This is a genomic window from Faecalicatena contorta, assembly GCF_022835095.1.
Taxonomy (GTDB): Bacteria; Bacillota; Clostridia; order Lachnospirales; family Lachnospiraceae; genus Faecalicatena; species Faecalicatena contorta.
On the sequence record NZ_BQNQ01000001.1, the window covers coordinates 1110437 to 1128815 of the forward strand.

14 protein-coding genes are annotated in these 18379 nt (G+C 47.9%); 12 read left to right on the forward strand and 2 right to left on the reverse strand.

Translation table 11 applies throughout. From position 1 onward, the window contains the following. The first annotated feature begins 249 nt into the window (after window positions 1-249). Complete coding sequence (locus tag MWG26_RS05055; RefSeq protein ID WP_025654976.1) at window positions 250-1116, forward strand: DegV family protein; 867 nt, start codon at window positions 250-252, stop codon at window positions 1114-1116. Between the two features lie 181 nt (window positions 1117-1297). Here the strand turns inward: MWG26_RS05055 and MWG26_RS05060 are convergent, their stop codons facing one another. Further along, window positions 1298-1768 carry a VOC family protein gene (locus MWG26_RS05060; protein ID WP_025654977.1) on the reverse strand — a complete coding sequence of 157 codons (471 nt, stop codon included), beginning with the start codon at window positions 1766-1768 and terminating at the stop codon, window positions 1298-1300. A 3-nt stretch (window positions 1769-1771) separates the two neighbouring features. After that, on the reverse strand, window positions 1772-2590 hold the full coding sequence (locus MWG26_RS05065) for a helix-turn-helix domain-containing protein (RefSeq protein ID WP_025654978.1): 819 nt from the start codon (window positions 2588-2590) through the stop codon (window positions 1772-1774). Window positions 2591-2957: 367 nt separating this feature from the next. Here MWG26_RS05065 and MWG26_RS05070 point away from each other — a divergent pair, with 367 nt between their 5' ends. The 11 genes from MWG26_RS05070 (at window position 2958) to pyrE (ending at window position 18377) form a co-directional block, all read left to right on the forward strand. Continuing rightward, complete coding sequence (locus MWG26_RS05070; RefSeq protein ID WP_025654979.1) at window positions 2958-3398, forward strand: MarR family winged helix-turn-helix transcriptional regulator; 441 nt, start codon at window positions 2958-2960, stop codon at window positions 3396-3398. 72 nt (window positions 3399-3470) lie between these two features. Beyond that, entirely contained in the window at window positions 3471-5222 is a 1752-nt protein-coding gene (locus tag MWG26_RS05075; RefSeq protein WP_025654980.1) for an ABC transporter ATP-binding protein, read from the forward strand. Continuing rightward, the gene (locus MWG26_RS05080) at window positions 5215-7113 is read left to right on the forward strand and encodes an ABC transporter ATP-binding protein (protein WP_025654981.1); all 1899 of its coding nucleotides are present in this window, start codon (window positions 5215-5217) and stop codon (window positions 7111-7113) included. Before MWG26_RS05075 ends, MWG26_RS05080 begins: the two co-directional genes overlap by 8 nt. An 866-nt stretch (window positions 7114-7979) precedes the next feature. Next, a complete protein-coding gene (locus tag MWG26_RS05085) occupies window positions 7980-8927 on the forward strand; it encodes an alpha/beta hydrolase (protein WP_025654982.1) in 948 nt (315 codons plus the stop codon). A gap of 3 nt (window positions 8928-8930) precedes the next feature. Next, on the forward strand, window positions 8931-10745 hold the full coding sequence (locus tag MWG26_RS05090; RefSeq protein WP_025654983.1) for a DUF6320 domain-containing protein: 1815 nt from the start codon (window positions 8931-8933) through the stop codon (window positions 10743-10745). 87 nt (window positions 10746-10832) lie between these two features. Beyond that, window positions 10833-12110 carry a dihydroorotase gene (locus MWG26_RS05095; protein ID WP_117441212.1) on the forward strand — a complete coding sequence of 426 codons (1278 nt, stop codon included), beginning with the start codon at window positions 10833-10835 and terminating at the stop codon, window positions 12108-12110. Between the two features lie 96 nt (window positions 12111-12206). Beyond that, complete coding sequence (gene pyrF, locus MWG26_RS05100) at window positions 12207-13133, forward strand: orotidine-5'-phosphate decarboxylase (protein WP_025654984.1); 927 nt, start codon at window positions 12207-12209, stop codon at window positions 13131-13133. A 113-nt stretch (window positions 13134-13246) separates the two neighbouring features. Then, window positions 13247-14029 carry a dihydroorotate dehydrogenase electron transfer subunit gene (locus MWG26_RS05105; RefSeq protein WP_117441213.1) on the forward strand — a complete coding sequence of 261 codons (783 nt, stop codon included), beginning with the start codon at window positions 13247-13249 and terminating at the stop codon, window positions 14027-14029. Further along, complete coding sequence (locus MWG26_RS05110) at window positions 14029-14931, forward strand: dihydroorotate dehydrogenase (RefSeq protein WP_025654986.1); 903 nt, start codon at window positions 14029-14031, stop codon at window positions 14929-14931. Before MWG26_RS05105 ends, MWG26_RS05110 begins: the two co-directional genes overlap by 1 nt. A gap of 219 nt (window positions 14932-15150) precedes the next feature. After that, on the forward strand, window positions 15151-17394 hold the full coding sequence (locus tag MWG26_RS05115) for an ATP-binding cassette domain-containing protein (protein ID WP_025654987.1): 2244 nt from the start codon (window positions 15151-15153) through the stop codon (window positions 17392-17394). 308 nt (window positions 17395-17702) lie between these two features. Further along, window positions 17703-18377 carry an orotate phosphoribosyltransferase gene (gene pyrE, locus MWG26_RS05120; protein WP_025654988.1) on the forward strand — a complete coding sequence of 225 codons (675 nt, stop codon included), beginning with the start codon at window positions 17703-17705 and terminating at the stop codon, window positions 18375-18377. Window positions 18378-18379: the final 2 nt, after the last annotated feature.

Genomic DNA, 18379 nt, shown 5'->3' on the forward strand with positions numbered 1-18379 from the left:
TCCGATCTGTATAAATAACTAACAAAAATAAAATACTGTAAGTTGTTATCAAATTCCGCATTTGCTATAATTTTAACACGTGTTAAAATAATGGTCAACGTGTCAGCTTACCGTATATCAGTGTATCTGTTACTCGCTGTTACTGTTCACCCTGCGGGTGTGCACAGTAATTTAGGTAATGCAACAGATATCTTGATTTGGTGTATGGGCTGGCTTATAGTTGTGAAAAGATTTGAAAGGATGAAGATTATGCCGGATATTGCAATTATGACAGACAGCAATTGCGGAATTCTGCCAGAAGAGGGTAGGGAGATGGGAATTACGGTTGTTCCGATGCCCATCCAGATTGACGGAAAGACATATCTGGAGGGGGTGGATATTACAGCGGACACATTTTACGATCTCCAGGCGAAGGGCGCGTCTGTGACATCCTCCCAGCCCGCGCCCGGAGAAGTGATGGAGATGTGGTACCAGCTTCTGAAAGAACATGAGGAGATTGTCTATATTCCGATGTCCAGCGGCCTTAGTAATTCCTGCCAGAGTGCAAGTATATTCGCACAGGAATTTGAAGGCCGGGTACATGTTGTGAATAACCGCCGGATTTCTATTACACAGATTCAGTCAGTGAAAGATGCGATGTGTATGGCAGAGCAGGGGATGAGCGGGATACAGATTAAAGAGATTTTAGAGGCCGAAGCCATGGATGCAACGATTTATATTGCCGTGGATACCTTGGAATATCTGAAAAAGGGCGGAAGAGTAACGGCAGCGGGAGCAGCGATCGGAAGCGTGCTCAATATCAAACCGGTGCTTACTATCCAGGGGGACAAATTGGATGCATATGCAAAGGTAAGGGGCATGAAGACGGCATTTCGCACCATGTGCAAGGCGTTACATAACGATGTATCTACCAGGTTGAAAGGACTGCACGACAGCCATCAGCTAATGTTTGGAATTGCTAATACGGCTATGGAGCCGGAAGTACTGCAACATTGGATCGCTCAGATGCAGGAGGAGTTTCCGGGAGAGGAGATTACTCACAGTCCGCTGATGCTCAGCATTGGGTGTCATACCGGTCCTGGAGCACTGGGGATTGGGGCATATAGAAAGCATTGATATAAATCTTGATTCTCTGATATCGGGAGCAATTAACAAAAGTTTACAGTCTGATAGCTGATAGAGAGTCTATTAAGAAAATAGGCCGTAGGCATCCTGCGGTAAGGCGGCTAAAATCCGATCTTACCGGCGAGATGACCTGCGGCTTATATTTGCCAGGCTGGTTTCCTAGCCCCTTGCGTTATACCGCATCACAAAGAGCATACTGTTTTACGGCCTCAAGAGGGAACATGGTCCGCTCGGCAATTTCTTCTGCAGACATTCCCTGGCTGAAAAAGCGTTTGAAAACTGTATTCATGTCCTCTGCAATCTCCACGATGTGCAGGTCCGGATCATAGATCCGGATGTTGCGCTGTCCCCACGGGTATTCTTTAATCTCATGGACCCACTGCAGGCCGGGGATGTCTCTCGTCTCGGCGTACACTTTGTCTAAGTCTTCCACTTCAAAATAGACTTGAAAGTTGTGAGATCTTTCTTTCACGCTTTCGGTATCGATACCAACGAGTTCGGCATACCCTTGCTGCAGCGAAAAACCTTCATAGGTTACATGTACGCCAATATCCATTATGGCGTTTTGATGAAGTACCTTTTCATAGAAGTTTTTAGAGACGGAAATGTCCCTGACTGCTAATAAACAACCTTGATATTTCATGATTTATTCCTCCTTTGAGGACATTGTATGATACATCTCCATTCCGTCATAGTAAAAATCAGACATAGTTTTTATATAAGATTGCGGGGGAAGTCCACTGATCGCTTTGAAATCTTTATCAAAGTGGGCCTGGTCGAAATATCCTGCTTTCTGTGATAATTCCGCCAGAATACAGTGAGATTTATGTATGTGCTTTAGCACATAGTTGAAACGGGTTAATCGCGCATAGTTTTTGATACTCATTCCGATTTGTGCAAGAAATAAGCGGTTCAGCTGACGTTCACTATAGCCGGACTGCCGGGCAGTTTCATTCACCTGTACTTGTCCATGGCTGCCGGAAATTACTGATGCTGCTAACAACAAAGCATCAGATATAACGCACTTATCCATGCGCCTATAAAAAATATTATCACAGGCATTTACCAGATCTATGATAGTCTTTGACATGACAAACGCCTGATGCAGCGAATGGAACAGTTCACAGTCGATGTCTGCAAGCGGCATCCGTTTGCCGGCAAACTCAGCCTGGCTTTGGCGGGTGATCTGATACAAACCACAGGGGGACAGCTGAACAAGCAGCATGACACGGTACCGATTTGGCTCCGTCCCTAATGATACAGGAGCCACGGATGCTCCCCATAGTTCGGCTATGACATCGGTTCCATCGAAAGTAAGCGACAACGTCCCGCAGGCGTTGGGCATAAGCGTATACCGTGTTGTGAACGTATCATTCTCCGGAAATACAATGTTGTAATTCAGTATGTATTCTCTCAGTACCGCATGAGCGGGGAACATATTAAACTGCTTATTATTATGAATCATTCTACTTTTTCCTCTGTATTTTGATGTTGAAACTTATTAGATAACAGCTTTCATTATAACACAGGCTCTCTGATGTATCATAGTTCTTTCCGCAGGATAAACCATGTCTTTCGTTTGAAATTTTGGTTAATTTTGGATCAACTATTGACATCTCAATTACAAAGCAGTATTATGTTCTATGTCAAACAGTTGCAGGTAGGACAGTTGATGATAGAACTATACCTAAAGGGCACCCCGTAACATATGCCCTGCGGGCGGATCCGCAGTAAACTGCGGAATAAAGTATACCCGAAGAGCATCCCGTAATGTATGCCCTTCGGGCGGGTCTGCAGCTTAGCTGCAGAATAATGTATGAGCAGGGGTTATAATGAGAACAAAAAGATATATCGGAATCGAGATACGGGCACTGGATAATCAGATCAAAAGACTGATTGACAGCAAGATACAGAAGTCGGCTTTTTGCCGTCTTACGGGTTCGAACGGCTGGATTATTGATTATATTCGGAAGAAGTCTCCGAAGCCAGTCTACCAGAAAGATCTGGAGGCTGAGTTCAATATCACCCGATCCACGGCCTCCAAGGTATTGAACCTCATGGAGGAAAAGGGGTTCATTGTCAGGGAGAGCGTACCCGAAGATGCCAGACTGAAAAAGTTGGTTCTGACGCCGGAAGCAATCGAAATCTCGAAAGGGATGGAAGCAGACAGGGATGCCATAGAGCGTCAGATTACAAAAGGCTTTTCTGAAAAAGAACTACAGCAGTTCTACTCCTATATTGAACGAATAAGAAAAAATGTAACTGATATCTAAGCCGGCCTGTGCCGGCTTATTCTAACCACCAATTGTTTGATGTCTGACAAATTGGGACGAGGAGGTTTAGACATGGTAAAAATATTGGCAAAAAGTATCAGAGAGTATAAAAGAGATTCCATTCTGACACCCATTTTGGTTTCGCTGGAAGTCTTACTGGAAGTTATTATTCCGCTGATGATGGCAAATCTGATTGACTATGGGATTGACAAAGGGGACATGGGCTACATTGGAAAAACGGGGGTTTTTCTTCTGATTGCAGCATTTCTTTCCTTGTTTTTCGGGGCGGCGGCCGGAAAAACGGCGGCACATGCTTCTGCGGGGCTGGCAAAGAACCTCCGGAAGGATATGTACTATAATGTTCAAAATTTTTCGTTTTCTAATATTGATAAATTTTCCACATCTAGTATTGTAACAAGATTGACAACGGATGTCACAAACGTGCAGAACGCCTATCAGATGACCATACGTATGGCCATGAGGGCGCCGGTTATGCTGGTTTTTTCCCTGTTCTGTGCAATCCGGGTAAGTGCAAAGCTGTCTGTCGTATTTCTCATCTGTGTTCCGGTATTGGGAATCGGGCTGTATCTGATTATGACGAGAGTGCATCCCATTTTCAGAAGGGTATTTAAGACATACGACAAATTGAATAATGTGGTACAGGAAAACGTGCGGGGGATCCGAGTTGTAAAATCCTTTGTGCGAGAGGATTATGAAAATGGGAAATTCCGTAATATTTCCGAGAAGATATACAAGGATTTTTCAAAAGCTGAGAAAACACTTGCTTTTAATATGCCTCTGATGCAGTTCTGCATGTATGCCTGTATGCTGGTCTTTTCCTGGTTTGGCGCCAGACTGATCATAGCAAGCGGCGGCAATCCAGATGCAGGCCTGAGTACGGGCGGCCTGATGAGTCTGTTTACTTATACAACACAAGTATTAATGAGCCTGATGATGCTTTCTATGGTATTTGTTATGATCACGATGTCTAAAGCATCGGCAGAACGAATTGCAGAAATTCTGACGGAAACAAGTGACCTTCACAATGGGGAAAATCCGGTTATGGAAGTGCCGGACGGTTCCATTGAATATGAAGACGTTTCCTTCAGTTATTCCAGGAAGGCTAATAAGCTGTGCCTGAGTGACATTAACCTGAAGATAGCCTCGGGAGAGACCATCGGTATTATCGGCGGCACCGGGGCATCCAAGTCCACGCTGGTTCAGCTCATCCCGAGACTATATGATGTGACAGAGGGCGTGCTGAGAGTCGGAGGCGTTGATGTCAGGGATTATGACATTGAAGTATTGCGGAATCAGGTGGCTATGGTGCTGCAGAAGAATGAATTGTTTTCCGGTACGATTAAGGAAAACCTGCGCTGGGGAAATGAACATGCGTCGGATGAGGAACTGATCCATGCCTGTCAGCTTGCTCAGGCCGATGATTTTGTACGGAGGTTTCCGGATGGATATGACACGCATATTGAACAGGGCGGCTCCAATGTATCCGGCGGCCAGAAGCAGAGGCTTTGTATTGCAAGGGCACTTTTGAAAAAGCCCAAGATATTGATTCTGGATGATTCCACCAGCGCAGTGGATACAAAGACGGACGCATTGATCCGGAAGGCCTTTAGGGAAGAGATACCGGACACTACAAAGGTCATCATTGCGCAGAGAATTTCCTCTGTCCAGGATGCGGATAAGATCATCGTATTGGATGACGGGAAAATCGACGGATTCGGCAGCCACGAGGAGCTGCTCCGAAGCAATGCAATCTATAAAGAAGTCTTCGAATCTCAGCAGAAGGGAGGTAGTGAAGATGAATAAGAGCAAGAAAAAACAACAGCTGGATATGCAGACGCTAAAACGTCTACTCTCTTATCTGAAACAATATAAGGCCAGGTTTATCTTTGTACTGATCTGTATATTGGTGAGCGCCGGGGCAAGCGTACTGGCCGCCCTGTTTTTAGAGACCTTAATCGATGATTATATTACCCCTCTGCTTGTGCAGGCAGTGCCGGATTTCAGCGGGCTGCTCAGGGTGATGATTATGATGGGCGGCATCTACCTGATCGGTGTGCTCGCCACGCTGTTTTATAACCGGCTGATGGCAGTGATATCTCAGAGCATATTAAAGGATATCCGGGATGAAATGTTTTCCCATATGCAGACCCTGCCGATCAAATATTTTGACACGCATTCCCATGGGGATGTGATGAGCCATTATACAAATGATACAGACACACTGCGCCAGATGATGTCGCAGAGCGTCCCGCAGCTTTTTTCCTCTGTCATTACCATCGCAGCCGTATTTATTGCCATGCTTTCCATCAGTATATGGATGACACTGTTTGTGCTGGTATTTGTGGTGATTATTCTTCAGGTGGTTAAGAAGGTGGCCGGAAACAGCGGTAAGTATTTTGTGAGACAGCAGGAATCCATTGGAGATGTCAATGGTTATATCGAGGAAATGATTAACGGGCAAAAGGTTGTAAAGGTATTCTGTCATGAAGAGAAGGCAAAGGAAATGTTTGATGAAAAGAACGAAAAACTTTTTGGAGAGGCATCTCAGGCCAATACCTATGCCAATATCCTTATGCCGATCATGAACAACCTGGGTTATATTCTGTATGTTCTGATAGCGATTGTCGGCGGCGCCCTGGGAATATGGGGAGTGACAAATATCAGCCTGGCCGGCGTGGGCGTCATTACGCTGGGAATGATCGCCTCCTTTTTACAGCTCTCCAGAAGTTTTATACAGCCGCTGGGGCAGGTGTCACAGCAGCTGAGCGCGATTATCATGGCGCTGGCGGGTGCAAGGCGTATCTTCCAGCTGATTGATGAGGAGGGTGAAACAGACAATGGGTACGTAACACTGGTAAATGCAAAATACGAGAATGGCGTTCTTACAGAGACGCCCGGGCGCACCGGACTCTGGGCATGGAAGCACCCGCACGAGGACGGCACGCTGACTTATACCGAACTCAAAGGGGAGGTGCGGATGTTTGACGTGGACTTTGGCTACGAAGAGAATAAGATGGTTCTCCACAATATAACCCTGTATGCCGAACCAGGCCAGAAAGTCGCATTTGTCGGCGCGACCGGCGCAGGCAAGACCACAATCACAAATCTGATCAACCGGTTTTATGATATTGCAGACGGTAAGATCCGTTATGACGGCATCAATATCAACAAAATCCGTAAGTCCGATCTGCGACGCTCCCTGGGTATCGTACTCCAGGATGTCAACCTGTTCACCGGAACCGTCATGGAGAACCTAAGGTACGGCAAATTAGATGCAACGGATGAAGAGTGCATCGCGGCTGCAAAACGCGCCAACGCGGATGGATTTATCCGTATGCTGCCGGAAGGATACGACACCGTACTTTCCGGGGATGGAAGCGGCCTGTCACAGGGCCAGCGCCAGCTGATCTCCATCGCAAGGGCGGCCGTAGCAGACCCGCCGGTCATGATCCTGGATGAGGCCACCTCCTCCATAGACACCAGAACCGAAGCCATCGTACAGCGCGGCATGGATGCGCTCATGAAAGGACGCACCGTATTCGTCATCGCACACAGACTTTCCACCGTGCAGAACTCAGACGTAATCATGGTACTGGAACTGGGAGAAATCATAGAAAGAGGAAGCCATCAGGAACTCATACAAAAGCATGGTAAATACTATCAGTTGTATACCGGGGCTTTTGAATTGACTTAGGGTTACATTTCACACCCCGGGAATTATCAGTAAATCGGGATTTAGTGGCGAGCTTTAGTCTCGGCGCGGATGGGGACGCTCCATAAAGGGATAGCCGAAAGCCTCCCTTCATGGAGCTGGCGCATCCAACCGGCAGGTAAAGGCTCGTTTCTAATGAGGAGCCTCAAACGGGGGCAGCGTATGGTATTGAATTGGCGGGACTTTTATGTCCCCATTAAATCCAGTATATTTACGGGTAACAAGGCGATCTAACACTTACACTTATATAAACGAATCACCAATTCTGTTCCATCCGTTGCTACCGTACGAGAGCCCCTCTGGGGAATGAGCTCTTAACTACCGTTTGGATGCAACAGCGAATGACGAGGTGAGTCCGGGAGCTGGCGGGGCAATGTCTGCTGGTGAAAAGTCCATAAAGCGAGCGATTAGAAGCTGTTGAAGAAAACGGAACGGGAAGGGAGGGCAGAATTTGCCTTACCAGGCAAATTCTGATGCCGCCTGCGGCGCGAATGCATCGGCATTCGGGCCAAATGCGGCATGTACCTCCCTTCCCGTTCCGTTTTCTTCTACAGCTTCTTCGCGAAGTGTCAGGACATTTCACCAGCAGACATTGCCCCGCCAGCTCCCGGACTCACCTCGTCATTCGCGTCCGCCATTCGTCAACGAGTCTAAAGCTCGTTAACTAACTCCCGATTTAGATGTTGGCTGGGGTGTGAAGCGTAACGGCTTAGGAGCGGTTCCCATAGTGCATTCACAAATACTATTGTGATTCTTCCAGTCTTCACTTATAATAATAGAAAACAAAGGATGCCTCAGGCAGCTGCAGAATTTCCTGCAGTTTCAGCCGGGTACGATAGGAGAGATGAATGGCAATTAATAATACGGCAAGAATGATACTAAAGGCGCTTTCTTTTGATGGAATTGAAGTGGAGGCTTCACGGCATCTGGCGGATCTGAAAAGGCTGGATCCGATGAAGATTTTTTATAAGAAGATTGACTATAAGATTTATAATGACGGGTACGAGGTGCCGACGAGGATATTTTTCCCAAATGAAAAGGCCTTTAAGAATACAGGCCCCATACTGCATAAGGTGATGCTGCTTATCCACGGCGGCGGCTGGGTGACAGAGAGTGTGGATAATTATGACCGTATCTGCGCCAGGCTTGCGAATGCCACGGAGCATGTTGTGGTCTCTGTGGATTACAGGCTGGCTCCGGAGAATAAGTTTCCGATTGGTCTGGAGGACTGTTATGCGGCGGCAAGGGCTGTATTTATGAAACAGTTTATTCTGAATGTAAACCCGGATGATATTACACTGATCGGGGACAGTGCCGGGGGGAATCTGGCGGCGGCGCTGTCTCTTCTGGCGAGGGACAGGGGCGAATTCCTTCCCAGGCGCCAGGTGCTGATCTATCCGGCAGTCAACAGCGACTATACGGAGAATTCGCCGTTTGAGTCCGTGCGGGAGAACGGGACGGATTATCTGCTTACAGCGGGGAAGATGCGGGATTATATTGAATTATATGCTTCATGCGAGGAGGACAAAAGGAATCCTTACTTTGCACCGATACTGGCGGAGGATTTGACAAATCAGCCGGATACGCTTGTGATTACGGCCGAATATGATCCCCTGAGAGATGAGGGGGAGGCATATGGGGAGAAGCTGAAGGCGGCCGGCAACAAGGTGGAGATCTGCAGGATCAAGGACGCCCTGCACGGATATTTTGCTCTGGGCATCAAAAACTTTCATGTGCAGGAGAGCTTTGACCGTATTAATCAATTTTTGGGATATGAACCAGCTCAGGGGGTGTAAAGTGTGCAGCAGAAACGGGCGTATTGGAGAAAGCTGGATAATGCGGCAAAATTATTTTCAGCTACGAGTAATAAAAAGGACACCAGAGTGTTCCGGTTCTATTGTGTTCTGAAGGAAGAGATAAACGGGGAGCGGCTTCAGGAGGCGCTGGACAGAACGGTTGTTACGTATCCTGTATTTTTATCAGTTATGCGCAAGGGGCTGTTCTGGCATTACCTGGAAAAGAGCAGGCTCAGGCCTGTGGTGCGTGAAGAGTATAAGGAACCGTGCAGCTGCCTGTATGTGCGGGATAAAAAATCACTGCTGTTTGAAGTGACCTACTATGGACGCAGGATTAATTTTGAAGTGTTCCATGCGCTGACAGACGGGACGGGTGCTACGGAATTCTTAAAAGAGCTTGTGAAGAATTATTTGTATATAACCTATAAAGAGGAGGGGCTTGCGGATGTTCCTCTTTTAGATGAGAACGTCACGATCCAGGACCAGGAGAGCGACAGCTTTTCACAGTATTATACGGAAGTAAAAAAGAAAAAGGTAAAAAAACCAAAGGCGCATCAGCTGAAGAAACCCAGAAAAGAAATCGGGCGGCTCCAGGTGAATGAGGCGGTGGTCTCGGTGAAAGATTTGCTTGGACGATCGAGAGAGCTCGGGGTATCTATGACCGTATTTCTGACAAGTGTTTTTCTAATGGCAATTCACCAGGAAATGTCGAAACAGCAGGAAAACCATCCGGTCGTATTGATGGTGCCTGTAAATCTGCGGAAGTTTTTCCCTTCTGATTCCATGCTGAATTTCTTTAACTGGATTGAACCGGGATATCATTTTGGAAACGAAAAGGGGAGTTTTGAGGCTGTACTGCAGCGTGTAAAGGAATATTTCGCATCGGAACTTACGACGGAGCGTGTGGCGGAGCATATGAATGAGCTGATCGCCCTGGAGATGCACCCGATTCTCAGGCTGGCGCCTCTGGAACTAAAGAATCTGGGCATCCGGGCCGGGGCCAGATATGCGGAGCGGGATGTGACGGCTATCTTCTCCAATATGAGTGCAGTCAGGATGCCAGGGGAGTATGAGCCTTATATAGACCGCTTCGGAGTATATACAAGTACGCCTAAACTGGAGTTGTGTGTGTGCTCTTTTGGAGACAAGCTTTCTCTTGGATTTACATCCAGGTTCGATACTTTGAATATTCAGAGGAACTTTTACCGGATACTAAAGGAACAGGGAATCACTGTGGAGAGGATAGAACCGGAATTCCCGCAGCCAGACGTGCCGGGAAAGATGGAACTGAAGGTTTTCCGCTTTTTCTCTTTCCTATGCCTGGCAGCAGCGGTAGGCTTTGTGGCCGCTGATTTTAATTTCCATCCGGATATCCGCTGGCCTATCTTTACGGCGGCTGGAATTGCCAGTATGTGGCTGGCTCTGGCGATTGGTTTCGTGAAGCGGTATAACCTCATGAAGAATGCTACGTGGCAGTTGATTATCGTTTCGGTGGGCTGTATTTTGTGGGATGTTTTTACGGGCTGGCACGGATGGTCTGTGGATTATGTGCTTCCAGCCGTCTGTATGGTGATACTGCTTTCTATGTTTATTATTACAAAGGTGCAGAGGAACACGGCAAGAGAATATATGATCTATTTCGTGATGGCAGCCGGGTATGGCGTGCTGCTTCCGCTGATTCTGCTGCTGACTGGCGTGGTGAAGTTCCAGCTTGTGTGTTCCATCTGTGTGGTGGTGTGCTTTTTGTTTCTGGCGGCCCTTGTTATCTTTAAAGGAAAAGAATTCCGGGAAGAGATGCATAAAAAGTTCCATGTGTAGACAAGGATTGTACTCTCTGCGCCGTTTGTGGTATTATAAATCCGTATGCAGTATTGCAGCAATTATTGATAGGAAGGACAAGACTATATGAAACTTTTGATTCAAAACGGACATGTATTAGATCATCTGACAGGACTGGACAGTATCAGTGATGTTCTGACAGACGGTGACAAGATCGTGAAAGTTGCAAAAGATATCCGGGACACTGCGGATCAGACGATTGATGCATCCGGCTGTTATGTCATGCCAGGCTTCATAGACCTGCATGTGCATTTGCGCGATCCCGGACTGACCCATAAAGAAACACTGGAGACAGGCGGCCGGGCTGCAGCCAGGGGCGGAGTGACTACCGTATGCGCGATGCCGAATACAAAGCCCATAACAGACACAAAAGAGATGGTTGCAGACGTGCATCAGAGAGCTGTGAAAGAATCTCCGGTTCATGTGATCCAGCTTGGGGCTGTTACAAAAGGAGAAGCCGGAAAGGAACTGGCGGATATCAAAGGAATGGCCGAGGCCGGATGCCATGCGATCAGTGAGGACGGCAGGTCAGTCATGAATGCCTCTTTGTACCGAAAAGGGATGAAGCTGGCCAAAGAAAATAATATATCTGTTTTTGCACATTGCGAAGACATTACGATGGTAGAAGGCGGCGTTATGAACGCCGGATCCAAGGCGGATTCACTTGGAGTGAAGGGAATTACGAATGCCGTTGAAGATGTCATCGTAGCCCGAGACATACTTCTGGCAAAGGAAACAGGAGTGCGTCTGCACCTCTGCCATTGTTCCACGGCGGACAGCGTCAGAATGATAGCCGCTGCCAAAAAAGACGGGCTGCCGGTAACAGGAGAAGTATGCCCGCATCATTTCATTCTATCTACAGAGGATATCCATGAGAATCACGGACAATATAAGATGAATCCCCCGCTGCGTGCGCCGGAGGATGTAGAAGCTCTGAGAGAAGGGCTGAAAAACGGCATCATGGATGTGATTTCTACCGATCACGCTCCCCATGCGGAAAAAGAGAAAAATCTCCCCATGGAAAAAGCCGCATTCGGGATCGTCGGATTGGAGACATCCGCCTGCCTGACATACACAGAGCTGGTCGAAAAAGGCGTTCTGACGCCCATGCAGATGGTCGAGAAGATGAGCTATAATCCGGCCCGGATACTGGGATTGGAGGACAAAGGCTCCGTGTCTGAGGGAAAGACCGCAGACATTGTCATCTTTGATCCTTCTACAGAATACAGAATTGATAAAAACACGTTTCTATCTAAGGGGAAGAACACTCCGTTTGATGGATATCCGGTCAAAGGAGAGGTATGTTGTACCATTGTTGATGGAAGAATTGTATATACAAGATAAAAAACGGAGGGCAAAGGGGTCAGACCCCGGTGCACCGGGGTCTGACCCCTTTGCTCATCATTTTCAGAACATTCAGATAATTGAGGAGGTTTTTTCATGATTAACAAGCTGGTAAGTAAGATTAAGAAGACAGGCGCTCCGATCGTGGTCGGACTGGATCCTATGTTGAACTACATTCCGGAACATATCCAGAAGCGTGCTTTTGAGGAGTTTGGTGAGACTCTGGAAGGGGCCGCGGAGGCGATCTGGCAGTTTAATAAGGAGATTGTGGACAAGACGTATGACCTGATTCCGGCTGTGAAGCCTCAGATTGCGATGTATGAGCAGTTTGGCGTTCCGGGATTGATGGCTTTTAAGAAGACGGTCGATTACTGTAAGGAAAAAGACCTGGTCGTGATCGGGGATATTAAACGGGGCGATATTGGATCTACTTCGGCAGCCTATGCCGTGGGGCACCTTGGTAAAGTGAAGGTGGGAAGCAGGGAATATCTGCCCTTTGATGAGGACTTTGCGACGGTGAATCCCTACCTTGGCTCCGATGGTGTGAATCCCTTTATAGACGTATGTAAGGCTGAGAAAAAGGGCCTGTTTATTCTTGTGAAAACTTCCAATCCGTCCAGCGGTGAGTTCCAGGATCAGCTGATTGACGGCAGGCCGCTTTACGAACTGGTCGGCGAGAAGGTTGCCGAGTGGGGCGCACAGTGCATGGGCGGGGAATACAGCTATATTGGCGCGGTAGTGGGCGCTACTTATCCAGAGATGGGTAAAGTGCTCCGTAAAGTGATGCCGAAAGCCTATATCCTGGTGCCGGGATACGGTGCTCAGGGAGGGCAGGGCAAGGATCTGGTTCACTTTTTTAATGAGGACGGGCTGGGCGCGATTGTGAATTCTTCCCGTGGTATTATCGCAGCATATAAGCAGGCGGCCTATGCAGCATATGGCGCAGAAAACTTTGGGGATGCGTCAAGGGCTGCGGTGGAAGCGATGACAGCAGATATTCAGGGAGCTTTACAAGGCAGATAGTAAAGAATATATGAAGTAATACAAAAGGTGGCAGGCCCTGAAATAATAGGGGCTGTCCGGAGAAGGGTAACAGTTCAGTCCTGTCTGAGCTGCTACGGAAAAGGAGTAAAAGAATGTCTAATAAACAAAAAGAATCGGCCTTGATCGTATCTCAACAATGTATCGCCGCAGATATCTACAGTATGTGGATACAGACAGAAAAGATTGCATCTCTGGCAGTGCCGGGGCAGTTTATTTCTATGTATACAAAGGACGGGAGCAAGCTTCTGCCCCGCCCCATCAGCCTGTGTGAGATAGAAAAAGAAAAGAAGCAGATCCGTGTTGTTTACCGTGTAACAGGAGATGGTACAGGGACACAACAGTTCTCAAAACTATCAAAGGGAGACCGGATTGATATTCTGGGTCCTCTGGGAAATGGTTTTCCTGTCGATGAGGCGGCGGGCAGAAAAGCAGTCTTAATCGGAGGCGGTATCGGTGTGCCGCCCATGTTGGAGCTGGCAAAGCAGATGCCTGGTGAAAAAGTGATGGTCATGGGATACCGTGACGAGCAGTTTCTGACAGAGGAATTTAAACGTCAGGGCCGCCTGTATATTGCCACAGAGAATGGAAGTGCGGGAACGAAGGGAAATGTCATGGATGCCATTGCCGAAAATGCTCTTACTGCGGAGATCATATACGCATGCGGACCGTCCCCAATGCTCCGGGCAATCAAACAGTATGCCGAAGAAAATAATATCGTATGCTATGTATCTATGGAGGAGCGTATGGCCTGTGGAATCGGGGCGTGCCTGGCATGCGTATGTCAGTCAAAAGAGATCGATGGCCACAGCCATGTACACAATAAGCGTGTCTGCAAAGATGGGCCGGTATTCTTATCGACGGAGGTGGAAATCTAATGAATACAACAGTGAACCTTGCCGGTGTGGAATTGAAGAATCCGGTTATGACGGCTTCCGGGACTTTCGGCTCAGGGGAAGAGTACAGCGAGTTTGTAGATCTGAACCGCCTCGGCGCGGTGGTAACAAAGGGCGTGGCAAACGTACCGTGGCCGGGAAATCCAACGCCCAGAATCGCAGAGACGCATGGGGGCATGATGAACGCAATCGGACTTCAAAATCCGGGGATTGATGTCTTCTGCGAGCGGGACATTCCGTTTTTAAAAAAGTTTGACACTAAGATTATTGTAAACGTATGCGGAAAGACAACGGAAGAATACTGTGAAGTCGTGGACAGGCTGGCAGATGAGCCTGTAGACCTTCTGGAAATCAATATATCCTGCCCGAACGTAAAAGCGGGAGGTATTGCCTTCGGACAGAATCCAAAAGCAGTCGAGGATATCACGAGAGAAGTGAAAAAACGGGCCAGGCAGCCTGTTATCATGAAGCTGAGCCCGAATGTGACAGACATCACAGAGACGGCAAAAGCGGCAGAGGCAGGCGGGGCGGATGTGCTCTCCCTGATCAATACACTGACAGGTATGAAAATCGACATACACAAACAGGCCTTTGCCCTTGCCAATAAAACCGGGGGCGTATCGGGACCTGCGATAAAGCCCATCGCCCTGCGCATGGTCTATCAGGCGGCCAATGCCGTGAAAGTTCCGGTAATCGGAATGGGTGGAATTGCTACTTATGAGGACGCTATTGAGTTCATCCTGGCAGGCGCTGCGGCTGTATCCGTAGGAACAGCCAACTTTTTCAATCCGGCGGCTACAGTGGAAATTGTAGAGGGGATTGAACGGTATATGGAAAAATACCACTTCCAGAACATCAGCGAGATGGTTGGACTCGTCAAATAAAAGGAGGGGTCTGCCCCTTCTGCAAAGGGAAGCAGACCCTCTGCAGAAGGGGCAGACCCCTTTGCATCTTCATTCTAGAAAAGTATAGGACGGTAGCTATCTTAATTCTATTATGATATACTTTATTTTGTGGCTTAACTGTAGATTTGTGTGTAAGTACGCGCTCTAAGGCAAGCCCATTGTTTCCTATTATAAACTGATTAAAAGAGGTGTAATCTAATGGAAGATATCATGGTACATGGGCTTACTCAAAACAATTTGAAACATGTTACATTCAGGATACCAAAAGAAAAAATCACGGTGTTTACCGGAGTATCCGGTTCGGGGAAATCCAGCATTGTTTTCGATACGATTGCCGCCGAATCGCAGCGGCAGATGAACGCTACCTATCCGGCATTTGTGCGGTCCAGGCTGCCGAAGTATCCAAAACCGGCTGTGGAACGAATAGATCATTTAACTGCTTCTGTGGTAGTAGATCAGTCGCCCCTGGGCGGTAATGCGCGGTCAACGGTGGGAACGATCAGCGGGCTGTATTCCAGCCTGCGGCTGTTGTTTTCGAGAATCGGACAGCCCTATGCGGGGACGGCGTCCTACTTTTCTTTTAATGATCCCAACGGAATGTGTAAAACCTGTTCCGGCCTGGGAAAGATCACAAAGGTGGATATCGAAGCCATGATTGACCCTGATAAGTCGTGGAACGAAGGCTGCATTAAGGATACGTTATATGCACCCGGCTCCTGGTACTGGAAGCAGTATGCAAAGTCAGGGCTGTTCGATCTTGATAAGCCTGTGAAGGAATATTCCCGGGAGGAGTACAACCTTCTTATATATGGTTCCCGTGATGGAAAAGGGAAGCCGGAAAATCCGAAAGTAACCGGATTGCACCACAAATATACAAAAACACTATTGAATAGGGACATCAGCAGCAAAAGCAAACACACTCAGGAAAAGTCGCAGACTCTGGTAACGGAGGTGGATTGTACCGACTGCCGCGGAAAACGGTTGAATGAAGCGGCCCTGAGTTGTAAGATTAACGGATATTCGATAGCGGATATGTGTGAGATGGAGCTGACCCAGCTTCGGGAAGTACTTACGCAGATCACGGATTCAACAGTAGGGCTGCTGGTTCAGACGCTTATAGAAGGGCTGGACAGGTTGATAGAGATCGGGCTGCCTTATCTGCATCTGAACCGGGATACGCCATCCCTGTCCGGCGGGGAGGCCCAGCGGCTGAAGCTGGTCCGGTACATGGGCAGCAGTCTGACCGGAATGACATATATCTTTGATGAACCAAGCGCCGGGATGCATCCGCGCGATGTTTACCGCATGAATAACCTGCTGAAGCAGCTTCGTGATAAGGGGAACACGGTTCTTGTGGTTGAGCATGACAAAGATGTCATATCAATTGCAGACTATGTGATAGATGTTGGCCCGCAGGCGGGACAACATGGAGGAGAAATCGTGTTTGCCGGCAGTTATCCGGATTTATTGAAGTCCGGTACCCTGACAGGCGATGCGATGCTTGCTTCCCTCCCCGTGAAACAGGAACCGCGCCGGCAGTCGGGAAGCCTGCCGATCCGGGGGGCATGTCTGCATAACCTGAAGTATGTGGACGTGGACATACCGCTGGGTATTATGACCGTTGTGACCGGAGTGGCCGGTTCGGGCAAGAGCACCTTGATTTCCCAGGTATTTGCGAAGCGGTATGAAAAGGATATCGTGATGATAGACCAGGGGCCGATCACGGCAACAAACCGATCTACCCCGGCCTCATTTCTTGGTTTTTTTGACCGGATAAGAAAGCTGTTGGCGCAGGAAAGCGGCAAACCGGAAGGGCTGTTTAGCTTTAATTCTGCCGGTGCCTGCCCGGTGTGCAGCGGCAAAGGCGTCATTGTGACCGAGCTTGCATATATGGACCCGATTGTTACAGAATGCGAGGCATGCGGCGGACTACGATATAACGAAGAAGCGCTTGCCTGCACTTATAAAGGAAAGAACATAGTTGAACTGCTGGGACTGACTGCTTCCGAGGCAATGGAAGTATTTGAGGATGCCAAAATCAGGAAGCACTTAAAAGTCATGCAGCAGGTGGGATTATCCTACCTGAAGTTAGGACAGCCGCTTAGCACACTGTCCGGCGGCGAGCGCCAGAGAATCAAGCTGGCGAAGAACCTGGGGAAAAAGGGCAGTATTATCGTAATGGATGAGCCGACCACAGGCCTGCATATGTCAGACATCCAGAATCTGTTAAAACTATTTGATACCATCGTATCCCGCGGTAATACTCTGGTGGTCATTGAACACAATCTCGATGTAATGAAGCAGGCGGACTGGATCATCGATATCGGACCAGACGGAGGAAAAAATGGCGGTGAGGTCGTATTTACCGGAACGCCTATGGATATGATAAAAAATGCTCATACACTGACGGCGGTCAGCCTGCGGACATCATGTCCCAAATGAAGCAGGAGGCCGCTGAATCTATAGCCCGTATGCAGCGGTTAAGTGCCCGGATTGCAGGGGAAGGCATGGAACGATATGTCTGTTTTATTTTCGTGCACCAATGATTCCTTAATTGAAAATATATGGAAGGTGTGGTAAAATTGTAAAGAAATTTACTTGCACTTATTCCGCTTCTGAGGAAAAGGCATCGATGAGAAAACGCAGAGCAATTTTTAAAACACTGGAGCAGTAGAGTTAAAACCATGCGGCTGAGATTAAAAAATCATGAAAGGGGCAGCAAGCCCTGTAAATACGGAGGTTAATAACATATGGAACAGTACAAGCAGGAATTTATTGAGTTTATGATCGACTGTGAGGTTCTAAAATTCGGAGACTTTGTAACAAAGAGCGGCAGGAAGACGCCGTTTTTTGTAAATACAGGATTTTACCGCACAGGTACACAGCTGAGAAAGTTAGGTGAATACTACGCAAAGGCAATTGAGCAGAAGTTTGGCTTTGATTTTGATGTATTATTCGGACCGGCATACAAAGGAATCCCGCTGACCGTGGCTGCAACGATGGCTATCAGCGAGCTTTACGGAAAAGAGATCCGCTACTGCTCAAACAGAAAAGAAGTGAAGGATCACGGGGACAAGGGAATCCTGCTTGGCAGCCCGATGCAGGACAAAGACAAAGTTGTGATTATCGAGGATGTCACTACTGCGGGAACTTCCATTCAGGAGACACTGCCGATTATCAAAGCACAGGGAGACGTATCCCCAATCGGGCTTGTTGTTTCAGTAGACCGCATGGAGCGCGGACAGGGAAGCAAGAGCGCACTGGCTGAGATTCAGGAAACATACGGGCTGGAGACGACGGCGATCGTGACGATGGCCGAGGTTGTAGAGCACTTGTACAACAGGCCTTACAAAGGAAAAATCATCATAGATGACACATTAAAAGCAGCAATTGATGCATATTACGAGCAATATGGCGTAAAGTAAGG